This is a genomic window from Flavobacterium yafengii, assembly GCF_030010375.1.
GTDB lineage: Bacteria > Bacteroidota > Bacteroidia > Flavobacteriales > Flavobacteriaceae > Flavobacterium > Flavobacterium yafengii.
The window spans coordinates 140,321-153,220 of the sequence record NZ_JASCRY010000001.1 but is presented as its reverse complement, the minus strand read 5'-3'; the positions used below and the strand labels follow the sequence as shown (position 1 = coordinate 153,220).

The following is a 12,900-nucleotide window of genomic DNA, read 5'->3' as shown; positions in this document are numbered from 1 at the left end:
TATGCCATATTCGAAAAGTAAGGCAAGAGAAGAGTTTGAAGTTGAATCAAACAAATTGGTGAAACTTGCCAAAAAAGTTTCTTATAATTCTTCACCATTAAATTATGATCATAAACAATTAATTAACCAGTCTTGTATTTTCTTATTAAGTGCAAGAATAGAAGATTATACTAAAACTCTAATTGAAGATTTAATTTATAAGTATAAAACTAATGGTGCAATACTATCAAATATCCCGAATAATATAAGGACAAAGGCATTACTTGATAAACAAGTGCATCATTTCAGAAACTATTATAACAGTTCTGATGAAAGGAGTCTATTAAAAAGCATATCAATTGAAAATAATTTTTATGATTTATTAGATGATGGAATGACTTTTAATTCGCAAATCCATTCAACAAATATTATAGGAACTAATAAATATCCTTCAGTAAAAAACTTAAAAATCTTATATTTAAGAATTGGGATAACAGATATAATTAAAGAATTAAACAAGAAATCAAAAAAAGATTTAAAAACATCATTAGAATCTTTTTTAAGCTTAAGAGAATCAATTGCTCATCAAGGTGCGCCTGCAATAACATTTATTGACATTGAAAGACACTTTAAAAATGTCAATGAAATAATTAATAATATTGACAGAATAATTTATTCACATATATTAAAAGAATCCGGAAATAACTTTTGGATATAAAATAACTCCTGCTAGCCCCGCTACCGCACGAATCCTTTCGTGTGGTTCGTATAAATTATAACTAAACTTAATCCTAAAAACAGTAACGATGAGTAGAAATTATAAATTTACTTCGTCCGTTCGACTATCGTCTCGGGTCATAATCCAGAGGGTTTGTACTTTATAAGTTTTGCAGTGGTAGGTTGGTTAGATGTATTTACTCGTAATGAGTACAAAGATTTATTTCTTGAAAGTGTAGCATTTTGTCAAAAAAATAAAGGGTTAGAAATTCATGCTTGGTGTATTATGAGTAATCATGTTCATTTAGTTTTTAGAAGTATAAAGGATCAGAAGCCTGAATTATTGATTGGTGATTTAAAACGGTTTACCAGTCAATCAATTGTAAAAAGTATACAAGAAAATCCAAGAGAGAGCAGAAAAGAATTCTTATTGGATTTTTTTAAAAAAGAAGCTGAAAAAAGTTCAAATGTAAAACACTATCAATTTTGGCGTCATGATAATCAACCTATTGAGTTGTGGAGCAATGCCGTTATTCAACAAAAGATAGATTATGTACACAATAACCCTGTAGAAGGAGGCTTAGTTTATAAAGCAGAAGATTATGTATACAGTAGTGCTATTGATTATTCAGGTCAAAAAGGGTTAATTGATGATGTAGTTGTTTTTAGAATGTTTACTATTTAATGATAACGAACCACACGAAAGGATTCGTGCGGTAGCGTTGAGAAGTAAGTTTTGTCTTTGAGTTGATTTGGCAATTTTCAACGAACCATATGAAAGGATTCGTGCGGTAGCGGGGTAGTTGTTTTTAGAATGTTTACTATTTAATGACAACGAACCACACGAAAGGATTGACTTCGTCGAATTTCATTTCGTGCAGTAGCGTTGAGAAGTAAGTTTTGTACTTGGGTCGATTTGGTAATTTACAATGAACCCGCTCCATGAAGTGTTCCATAAAAACCGAAAAGATAATTAAAATTAGGGATTGCTCTGCGAAATCTCTCCCCTACCGCACGAATCCTTTCGTGTGGTTTCTATTGAAATGGTATTATGAAAATAGTTCATTATTCCTAGCCCTGATGGTAGCGGCATCCTCGTAACGCAGTGGAGAGATACAGCGCACAGCGGGAGGTTTCGTTCTTGAAAAGGCAATCATTCTGCTCCAAATTGTAAATAGGTCCAAACCTTTTTAGTAGTTTTACTGTAACACAATTTCAATACTGCACTCTTACTGTAGAACCTATTGTTATTAAAAGCTATACTTTATGAAAAAAATTGTTTTAAGTGCCGTTGTACTTTGTTCAACTTGTATGTTGCAGGCCCAGAACATCAATAAAATTATCAATACAAAAGACGTTACCAAAATAGAGAAAGTGCTTTCGGCGGATGATATGCAAGGCCGAAGAGCGTTTACTCCGGGTATCGATAAGGCTTCCTCTTATATTGAATCTGAATTTAAGAAAATAGGACTGCAAACATTTAACGGAGCGAAAGATTTCAAGCAGGAATTTTCTATGACGGAGTCTAAAAATGTTTCCCTAAAGGTGCTGATTGATGGTAAAGCGATAGATAAAGCGGATGTGGTTTCTTTTTCCTACCAACCGCAACTTACCATGACTGAAAAAAGTGATGTTCAGGTTGTAAAAATAAATGCCGGAGATAAATTTGGCCCAAAGTTTTACGAATATTACCAGAGTGATAAAAACCTTTTGGTTCTTGTGGATGCTTCTTTTAAACCCCGAATCCCAAATATGAGACACATTCCGCAAATGACTGCTAGTCCTGGAGGAAATTCGGTGGTGTTTGTTTTTGGTCCAACTGATGCGACTCAATTTTCAATAGAAGGCACCAATACAATTACAAAAAATGCATTAAATAATGTAGTAGGCGTTTTGAAAGGCAAAAGCAAACCCAATGAATATGTTGTGTTTTCCGGACATTATGATCATTTAGGTGTTGGTTCCCCTGCAGAAGGAGTGGAGCACGATGCTACCGATTCTATTTATAATGGTGCCAATGATGATGCTGCTGGAACTACAGCCGTAATCATGCTGGCTAAGTATTTTAAAAAACTAAATAACAATGAGCGTACGATATTGTTTACCACATTTGTAGCAGAAGAAATAGGCGGTTACGGTGCGCAATATTTTTCGAAACAATTAGACCCAGATCAAGTTATGGCTATGTTTAACTTGGAAATGATTGGAACGGAATCGAAATGGGGTAAAAACTCGGCTTATATTACTGGTTTTGAAAAATCAAGTATGGGAGAAATACTTCAGAAAAACTTACAAGGATCAGCGTTTAAGTTTTATCCTGATCCTTATCCTGAACAACAATTATTCTATCGTTCCGATAATGCGACTCTGGCAAAACTGGGCGTTCCTGCACATACGATATCGACGTCTAAAATGGACAGCGAACCGAATTACCACAAAGTAAGTGATGAAATAGAAACTCTTGATATGGTGAATATGACACAAATCATTAAAGCCATTGCCATCAGTTCTGCTACTATCGTAAACGGAAAAGATACGCCATCAAGAGTGGACAGCAGTGCTTTGAGTAGAAAGTAGCATAGTTCTTCGGCTTTCTTTCTTGATAAGTAAAGTCTATATAGTAGTAATGGGTAATTATTTTACAATCAGATTGTAGAATAAGTACCCATTTTTGTGTTTTATAATTTGTGGAATTTACTGCAATTCCACCTTAACATTATACTGATTTAAACTCAAAATAGTTTCAATAGATCCAAAAGTCGCAATGCTTCTTTGGTATTCTCTTTCTTTTTTCAAAGCGATTTGTTTCACGCAGTTTTGAAACCGACTCACTTCTTTTAGAGTGGTTAAAATTAATCCTGGAACGGGAGCATTTTTCCCTTCTTTGTCTTTGGAAACCATCGTAAAATAAGACGAATTGCAATGTTTTACGACTCCGGTTTGAATGTTTTCGGCTTCCACACGAATGCCAATAATCATAGAACTCGTTCCCACGTAATTTACGCTGGCTTTCATGGTTACCAATTCGCCCACTTCAATAGGTTTCAAGAAATTCACCGTATCCACAGAAGCCGTTACGCAATAATTCCCTGAAAATCTGGAAGCACAGGCAAAAGCAATTTGATCGAGTAAGGATAAAATGTAACCTCCGTGAATTTTACCACTAAAATTAGTGTGCGAAGGCAGCATTAATTCTGAAATGGTGATGTGTGAGGAACTTACCGTTTTGAAAGTGGTGTTCATTTGATGCGTTATTTATTTTTACAAATGGCTTTTTATAAAGTGCCCAGTTTTTCTCCGGCTAATACGACAAAGTTTATTTTTGGAGATTCACATAAAGAACAGCAGTAATCCTCCGGTAAATCTTTGAATAAAACTCCTTTTTCAATGCCTTGAATAACATCGCCGTATTCTGAATTGTATAAAGTCAAGCACTCCGGACATTGATGAATGTCTTGTGTTGTTGTCTCTTTTTTAGTTGCTTTTGCAGGTACTTCGGCAATTTGATTTCCTAATTCATCAAAATATTTTCTGCTCAATTCAATCAAAATAGTAGGCAATTCCAGTTTGTCGACATCTTGCGCATGAACAATGTATTCTTTGGTATTGGGGTCAAAATTTTTGGCATACAAAACATTATAGGTGTCTCTGATTTTGATGGATTCCAAGTCTTTTGGCAACTCATTTTTTTCTACTACAATCGAAGTGAAATAATGTCCGTCTCGGTTGTATTCTGATATTCCAAAAGTAAGTCCGTACGTACTGATGTCAAATTGATCCAGCGTTCGAACCAGAAAAGTTTTGAGATTCAATGCCCATTCCATTGCAACGGGTAAATGCCAGTTGAGTTCCAATAAGGAGTGACGCACGTTAATTCCTTTTTTGCCCAGGAATTTTTCCCAGTCTAATTTTCGGTCTTTTGGAATCCCTTTTATGATAAAAGATTTCCAAGGCGTGATGCATATTTTTCCAATTTTACAATCAAAACACAAATCGCACATTGCTGCTAAAAAGTCTAAATCATAGAGGTTATTTCTCCAATACAAACCCAGCCAATATTGATCAATTCCCAATCGGTTCATGCCTTCGTAATACGGAAAAGGATAAAAAGGAATGTTCAAGGGCTTGTCTATGGTTCTATTATTGGTGTCCAAAGCATCGCTGACCAATTGAAAAATCATCTCAACAGAATCCGGTTCTTCAATAAGTTTCTTTTCTATTTCATAATATATTTCAGCAATATTCCAGCTGTAAATCAGTACGGGATACATTTCCATTTTGTCCCATTTTGGCAAACGAATGTATAGAAACCAGTAATCCTCGTGATCCGAAGCAATGAAGTTGATGTGTCCCGTAAACAAAGGAACCAACTGTTGTTTTGGGTCGGTGATATTAACTTTTAGCTTAGGATGTTGCTTGAATTGTTCTAAAATATATAAAAATTTATTTCCCGTAAGCCAAGGTGTGTTTCTAAAAATATCGGTGGAAACATAGGACGAAACAATGTTATTTCCGCTTTTTTCATTGGGATGAACAAAAAGATTTTTGCCTACTTTTTCCTTGTCTACCGCCGTAAAATCTTTTGGAAATATAATGTCCTGTCGCGAACCAAAGGAGATGGAATCCAGCCCTTGTTCTAAACCCATATTTACAATTTCTCGCAATTCACCTGGTGAAATCACGCCTCCTTTTACTATTAGTCTTGTCAATTCCATGTTTATTTAGTGTTCAGTATTCAGTAATTAGTGTTCAGTTACTGACTGTAAACTGACCACCGATCACTGACCACTATTATTTATTTTTTGCTAAAATTTCTTTTACTTCGGTTTTACAGCTTCCACAACCTAGTCCGGCGCCGGTAGTTTTGCATAATTCGGTAAAATTAGTCACGCCGCTTTTTATGGCTTCTTCAATATTGCCGCTTCCCACTTGGCTGCAAGAGCACACTAGTTTTCCTAAAACGGGTTTCGCATTCGAACTTCCTCTCAGCAATGTATTTCTCTTGTCCGATAGTTCGATCTTGCTTTCAATCATGGTTTTGAATTCGGCAAACTCATTTTTATCGCCCATCAAAATGGCGCCTACCAGCAAATCATTTTTGACGATACATTTTTTATAGTATCTTTTTCCCAAATCAGAAAACACAATTTCTTCGTAGGAATCATCATTCTCTGGAATTTCAATTTCTCCAATGCTGCATAGGTTGATGTCTTCGAGTTTCAGGATATTCATTAAAACGGAACCTTTATAAAAACTGCTGATGTCGCCGGCCATAAAATTTGCCAAAACATCTGCTTGTTCTTCAGCCGCTGAGGTGATGCCGAATAACTGATTGTTGAATTCGGCTATTTCGCCAATGGCAAAAATATTTGGATTCGACGATTGCAAATACTGGTTTACTCTTACGCCACGCCCGCAGGAAATACCCGATTCTTTGGCTAATTCTATATTTGGAATGGTTCCAATGGTGTATACGATGGCATTTGCCGTAATAATTCGACCACTTTTCAGGGCAATTTCAATTTCGTTCGAATTTTCGGTTTCGAATACCGTGCTGACTTCATTATCAAAATAAATTTGAATGTCCCGAAGCTGTACTTCTTCGGCCAGCAATTTACTGGAGATTCGGTCTAATTGACGTTCCATTAATCGGGAAGCCCTTTGAATTATGGTAATTTTTACTTTTTTATGTTTTAAGGCTGCAGCCAATTCCAATCCTAATAATCCACCGCCTACAATAACAACATGTTGCTCTTCGGGAGGTAAATTAGTGTCATCCAGATAGTTTTTCAATCGGTCTGCATCTTCTTTTTTTCTGATGGTGAAGCGTCCCGGTAAGTGCAATTGCGCATTTTCAGGAATAAAAGGTCGGCTTCCGGTTGCCAAAATCAAGGAATCAAAAGTATGAACGATGCCATCACTATCAAGAATTGTATTTTCTTTAGTGTTGATGGTATCAATTGAAACATTTGATTTCATCGTGATATTTAGCTTGCTCAGGGCTTCGTCTTTGATTTTCAAAAGCTGCTCCCACGAAAGTTCCGCCGTTACATATTCCGGCAATAAAACGCGGTTATAGAAAGGATTTTCTTCATTTGAAAACACGATAATCTCATCAGAAGTGTTGATTTCTCTGTAGTTCTGAATGAATCGGAAAGCGGCTGCTCCAGCACCAACGACTGCGATTTTCTCAAAAGGTTTTACATATTTGGCAACAGAAACGGTGGTGAACTTAAAATCGGGTTCTTTAGAGGTTGGATCAACAACGGTGTTGGTCAAATTATTGGTTCTGTTCAAATCATTTTCCAGTTGTTTTCCCCAGTGCATCGGCAAGAAAAGTACGCCTTCTCTAATCGAATCAGATACTTTTGCTTTCACGCGAACAGTGCCATTTTTACTAGTTACCACCACAATATCGCCGCTTTTTATGGCTGCTTTGTAGGCGTCAATAGGATTTATTTCCAGCATCGGACTTGGGATATGCGTCATCAATCGGGATACTTTTCCCGTTTTGGTCATCGTATGCCATTGGTCTCGAATGCGTCCCGTTGTTAAAATAAACGGAAATTGATTACTGGGTTGTTCCGAGGTGTTCTCAATCGCTGTCGGCAGATTAAAAATCGCTTTTTGCGAAGGCGTATAGAATTTTTTATCGGTAAATAAACGAGGCGTTCCGGGATGTCCATAATCGGGAACCGGCCATTGAAAAGTACCTTCGTTTTTTAATCGATTGTAATTTAAAAAGGAAATGTCAATGCTGGTGTTTTTTGTCATCAGGCAATATTCCTTGTAAATGTCTTCGGTGGTGTTGAAATTAAACCCGCTAAAATTCATTTTTTTAGCAAAGCGAGTTAGGATTTCCACATCGGGAAGTGCTTCGCCAGGAGCATTGATGCCTTTTGGTAAATAGGAAATTCGTCTTTCCGAATTTGTCATCGTACCTTCTTTTTCTAACCAGCCAGCAGCGGGTAATAATAAATCGGCAAATTTTGACGTATCGGCATTATGGGAAATCTCTTGAACTACCACAAATTTTGCGTTCGACAATGCTTTTTCGACGCGTCGGGAATCGGGTAAACTCACCAACGGATTGGTGCAAATAACCCAAATCGCTTTCATTTTTCCAGATTCTAAGGCGTCAAACATTTCTGTTGCCGTTAATCCCGGTTTTTCGGAGATGTCTTCCACTCCCCAAAAATCAGCAACTTCTTTTCGGTGAACGGGATTGTTCAATTCTTTATGAACTGCGAGTAAATTTGCCATTCCGCCCACTTCACGACCGCCCATAGCATTGGGTTGGCCCGTCAATGAAAAAGGACCAGAGCCTGGTTTTCCTACTTGTCCGGTTAGTAAAGAAAGGTTGAGTAAAGCGGTGTTTTTGTCTACGCCAATGGCACTTTGGTTGAGTCCCATCGCCCAAAGCGAAAGAAATCCTTTGGCTTTGCCAATAATATCAGCAGCTAGTTTGATGTCGTTTACGGGTATTCCACAGAGTTTTGATGCTTTCTCTAGCGAGCTTGCAAGAACTAAATCTTTATATAGTTTGAAATTTTCAGTGTGGTTTTTGATGAAATCAGTGTCGGCATATCCTTGTTCGATGAGCCTTTTGGCCAAAGCATGGTATAAAATAATGTCAGTCCCCGGAATGATTTGTAAATGCAAATCGGCGTTTAAGGCCGAATCTGTTTTTCGGGGGTCAATTACAATGATTTTTACTTTTGGATTCTTTTCTTTGTGTTGTTCGATACGTCTAAAAAGAATTGGGTGACACCAAGCAGGATTGGCACCTGTTATCAAAAAGGTATCGGCGAGTTCAATATCGTCGTAAGCGATGGGAACCGCATCTTCGCCAAATGTTTTTTTGTAACCCACCACAGCCGAGCTCATGCACAAGCGAGAGTTGGTGTCTATATTATTGGTCTTCAGAAATCCTTTTACGAGCTTGTTTACCAAATAATATTCTTCGGTAAGGCATTGTCCAGAAATATAAAATCCAACGCTGTCAGGACCGTGTTTTTTTATGATGGAGGTAAAAACTGCCGCTGCACGTTCCAATGCAGTATCCCAGCTCACACGTTCCATAGGATGTGATTTACTCCATCGCATTTCCGGATATAGGATTCGGTCAGAAGTATCATTGACTACATAATGCAGGTTCATCCCTTTGGAACATAACATTCCTTTATTGACAGGATGGTTTTTGTCGCCAGTTACCGTTACTCCATTTTTAGAATCATTGGTTACTATAATTCCGCATCCTACTCCACAATAGGAACACGTAGTTTTGATTTCTGAATTTTGCATTATCGAATTTCTTTATTAATAATGAAAGCCTGTATTTGAGCGCTAACTAAGATATTGAAATGTAAAAATAAGTATTTTTACGTATTAATACGTATTAAATGAATATTATTTTATATTTTTGGTTAAAATAAATGAATGCATCCCATCATTTTGTAAACGATTTTTAAATTTTAGCTACGTATGAAAGAAGAATTAGCCACTTGTACCAGTTGCGTAAATGAAAATTGTTTTATAAAAAAGCACCTTCATTTAGAACAAATGAAAAAGTACATTGATAAAAATCGAAGTTTCACTTGTAAAAAATCGCAACAATTTATAATTGAAGGGGCGCCTATTCAAGGTTTGTATTTTATTTACAAAGGAAAAGTAAAGACTGTAAAAACAGGCATTCACGGCAGAGAACAAATTGTGCGTTTGACCAAAGATGGCGATACAGTTGGTTTTAGAGGCTTCGGTACGAGCAAGCGCTACCACATTGGTGCGTATGCTTTAGAAGATACGATGTTGTGTAATTTCAGTAATGAAGATATGCTGGAAATACTTCATAATGTTCCCGAATTTACCTTTGATTTAATGTTGTTCTACGCAGAAGAATTGAATAAAAGCGAGAATAACATTCGAAAAATTGCCCAAATGAACGTAAGGGAAAGAGTCATTGATACCTTATTGTATATTCATAAAAAATTCGGTCAGTTGAACGGTGTTATCGATTTGGATTTATCCAGAAAAGAAATTGCCGATTTTGCAGGAACTACTGATGAGCAGGTAATTAGAGTGATTTCAAGTTTAAAGAAAGAAGTCCTTATTACAACCATCGGTAAGAAAATAGGATTGGTCAATACCGACAAATTAAAATCTGAAATAAAAGAACACAAATACCTTTAGTGCTCAATTTCGGATTAGATTCACCACTCATTTCCCATTTAATTGACATCGAAAGTCTTTAAAAGTCAATTATCAAAATGCCTCTCCAGAAAATCCCAGAAGTTTACACTTCCTTTTCTACGTATTCAATTCAGCTAACCTCAAGCTATTGCTGTGTTTGTTGCTATTTACTGCTAAAAGGCAGAAATTAAACTGACATAACTACTTTTTTTCTGGTATTAAAAAGCTATTTACAGCTGTTTTTTATATTATACGTAAGTATTTATACTTACGTAAATTTGTTTCATACTAATTAAAACAGATGATTATGCAAAAGATTAAAACCACATCATTACGTATTCAAGGATTAAGCAAAGAAAAAATGTCAAGTAGAACTCTTTCGAAATCTATTTTCTTAGGCATTGCTTTAACATTTTTAAGTTATAACGAAACCAAAGCGCAATTAACAGCAACAGGACAAGTAAGAGAAAGAACAGAACTTAGAGCAGGACAGGGAGCGTTACAGAAAGAAGATGACAAAGCAGGTTTGTTTACTTCTCAAAGAGCGAGATTAAATATAGGTTATACTGGGTATCGTTTTAAAGTATTTATGGCTTTGCAAGACGTACGCGTTTGGGGTCAAGATGCTTCAACGATAAACAGAACAACTACTGAAGCGAATAACGGAATTTTATTGCATGAAGCTTGGGGAGAGATTATGTTGAATGATACGATTAGTAAAATCCAAAATCTATCCGTAAAGTTTGGACGCCAGGAGATCTCGTATGATGACCAAAAAGTATTGGGCGGTTTAGACTGGTTGCAACAAGGAAGAAGACACGATGCGGTTGTTTTTAAGTTTGCAAATAAAGGTTGGATTGCCGATGTTGGAGCTGCTTTTAACCAAAATAAAGAACTAAACACAAGCACCATTTATAACGGGACAAATCCTGCTTATGGTGCCGGTACAAACGGAATTGGAACGATGTATAAATCGTTTCAGTATGCGTATTTAGGTCGAAAATTCTTCTTTGGAGACCTGTCTTTTCTGTTTTTTAAAGATGATTTCAATAAATACACTACTGTAACTTCAGGAGCTCCGGCGGTAACTACCAAAGTATATGGAGAAGGAGTTTGGAGCCGCAATACAACCGGATTTTATTTTAATTCCGCCATTACCAGAAAACTGAATCTTACGGGAAGTCTCTACCATCAGGGTGGAAAGGACAAAGATGGTCGTTCTATAAGTGCCAATCTGGCTTCGATTACTTCAACTTTACAAGTGGGAAGAAAATTATTTGTAGGTCCCGGAATCGATTATTTATCGGGTGATGATGGTACAAAAACAGTAACGGCGACGTCAGATAATAATCGTTTTGATCCGCTTTACGGAACACCACATAAATTCTGGGGAAGCATGGATTATTTCTATGCGGCGAATGGCTTTGGAAAACAAGGATTGCTAAACTATTTCTTCAAAGTGAAATACAATGTAAAAGATAATTTGAGTCTCTTTTTAGATGTTCATGGTTTTCAAGCTGCGGATAAATTATCTAACGGAGCCGGAGGAGAATTAAGTTCTTATTTAGGAACCGAAGTGGATTTGTTAGTGAAATACAATTTAACCAAAATGATCAATATTGAAGCAGGTTATTCTATCATGAAAGCGACAAATTCTATGGCTTCTGCAGCGGTTAAAAATGTTACAACACCAGATTTAAGTCCGCAATTTGCGTATGTGATGGTCAATGTTAAACCTAATTTTTTAGCTAAAAAATAAAAAAACAACTTTTAAATCTTTTTAAAATGAAAAAATCAAATCAACAAATAACAAGGACTTTCCAAACCATACTATTGATGGTTTTGGTAGTATTCAGCTCTGCTTTTACAACAATAACCGCCCAAAATGATCCGGTGCGATTAGGATTTATTCCACTTACGGATTGCTCGCCAATAGTTATGGCAAAAGAATTGGGTTTGTTCAAGAAGTACGGTGTTGAGGTTGTGGTAACCAAAGAATCGTCTTGGGCAAATGTTCGTGACAAAATCCTGACAGGAGAATTAGACGGAGCACATTGTTTGTATTCCATGCCCTTTTCAGTATACACCGGAGTAGGTGGAAAAGCAGGTTCCGAAATGAAAATTGCAATGATGTTGAATGTAAACGGACAAGCGATTACACTTTCAAAAGATTTTTGTGGAAAAGTGGGATTCAAGCAAATGAATAAAGTGACTCCGGTTGTTGCGGCCAAATTAAAAGCCGAAAAAGAAGTGACTTTTGCGATGACATTTCCTGGAGGAACACACGATTTATGGTTGCGCAACTGGATGTCAATTGCTGGTTTGAATCAAAAAGCAGTAAAAATCATTACAATTCCACCGCCTCAAATGGTTGCCAATATGAAAGTGGGTAATATGGATGGATTTTGTGTAGGTGAACCTTGGGGCGGCGTTGCAGTAAAACAAGGAATTGGATTTACACAAGTGGCTTCTCAGGATATTTGGAAAGATCACCCGGAAAAAGCTTTGGTAGTAAACAAGGATTTCAGTGCCAAACGCAAAGCCGATTTAGTGAAAGTAATGAAAGCCGTTATGGAAGCCTGCATTTGGTTAGACAATCCTGTAAATCGTAAAAAAGCAGCGGCGATTATCGGTAGAGCGCCATACGTGAACGCTCCGGCTGATGTAATCGAAAACAGATTGATGGGAAATTATGATTTGGGTTGCAACCAAGGAACACAAGTATATGCCAAAGATTATATGTTGTTTCACAAAGGAGGAATGGTGAACTTTCCCCGTAAATCACACGCAATATGGGCGATGGCACAGTTTGTTAGATTCGGATATTTGAAAGAAGCACCAAATTATGCAGCAATTGCAGATAAATTGATTTTGGATGATTTGTATAAAGAAGTAGCGGCAAGCATGAAAATTAAAGTGCCAAATGATGATATGAAACCATTTGCACTTACAATGGACAAAACGGTTTTTGACCCTGCAAATCCTGCGGCTTATTTGAAAGTTGTAAAAAGATAA

At 36.7% G+C, this 12,900-nt stretch carries 9 protein-coding genes; 6 read left to right on the top strand and 3 right to left on the bottom strand.

The genetic code is table 11. The annotated features are described in order from the left end of the window. The first annotated feature begins 1 nt into the window (after position 1). From QLS97_RS00635 to QLS97_RS00625, 3 genes are all read left to right on the top strand, one after another. Positions 2-697: a HEPN domain-containing protein gene (locus tag QLS97_RS00635; RefSeq protein ID WP_282713766.1), complete on the top strand. Its 696-nt coding sequence runs from the start codon at positions 2-4 to the stop codon at positions 695-697. A 153-nt stretch (positions 698-850) separates the two neighbouring features. Further along, positions 851-1,381 carry a transposase gene (locus tag QLS97_RS00630; RefSeq protein ID WP_282713765.1) on the top strand — a complete coding sequence of 177 codons (531 nt, stop codon included), beginning with the start codon at positions 851-853 and terminating at the stop codon, positions 1,379-1,381. Between the two features lie 581 nt (positions 1,382-1,962). Then, entirely contained in the window at positions 1,963-3,273 is a 1,311-nt protein-coding gene (locus QLS97_RS00625) for a M20/M25/M40 family metallo-hydrolase (protein WP_282713764.1), read from the top strand. Positions 3,274-3,390: 117 nt separating this feature from the next. On the opposite strand, the gene QLS97_RS00620 is transcribed toward QLS97_RS00625, so the two are convergent. The 3 genes from QLS97_RS00620 to QLS97_RS00610 all read right to left on the bottom strand — a co-directional run bounded on the left by QLS97_RS00620 (position 3,391) and on the right by QLS97_RS00610 (position 9,000). Continuing rightward, entirely contained in the window at positions 3,391-3,939 is a 549-nt protein-coding gene (locus QLS97_RS00620; RefSeq protein WP_282713763.1) for an acyl-CoA thioesterase, read from the bottom strand. 32 nt (positions 3,940-3,971) lie between these two features. Further along, positions 3,972-5,411 carry a rubredoxin gene (locus QLS97_RS00615; RefSeq protein ID WP_282713762.1) on the bottom strand — a complete coding sequence of 480 codons (1,440 nt, stop codon included), beginning with the start codon at positions 5,409-5,411 and terminating at the stop codon, positions 3,972-3,974. A 76-nt stretch (positions 5,412-5,487) separates the two neighbouring features. Next, entirely contained in the window at positions 5,488-9,000 is a 3,513-nt protein-coding gene (locus tag QLS97_RS00610; RefSeq protein ID WP_282713761.1) for a nitrate reductase, read from the bottom strand. Positions 9,001-9,180: 180 nt separating this feature from the next. Here QLS97_RS00610 and QLS97_RS00605 point away from each other — a divergent pair, with 180 nt between their 5' ends. From QLS97_RS00605 to QLS97_RS00595, 3 genes are all read left to right on the top strand, one after another. Then, the gene (locus tag QLS97_RS00605; protein WP_099713648.1) at positions 9,181-9,885 is read left to right on the top strand and encodes a Crp/Fnr family transcriptional regulator; all 705 of its coding nucleotides are present in this window, start codon (positions 9,181-9,183) and stop codon (positions 9,883-9,885) included. A gap of 307 nt (positions 9,886-10,192) precedes the next feature. Then, positions 10,193-11,644 (top strand): alginate export family protein, encoded by a 1,452-nt coding sequence (locus QLS97_RS00600; protein WP_282713760.1) that lies wholly within the window; start codon positions 10,193-10,195, stop codon positions 11,642-11,644. Positions 11,645-11,670: 26 nt separating this feature from the next. After that, positions 11,671-12,900, top strand: coding sequence for a CmpA/NrtA family ABC transporter substrate-binding protein (locus QLS97_RS00595; RefSeq protein WP_282713759.1), 1,230 nt, complete (start codon positions 11,671-11,673; stop codon positions 12,898-12,900).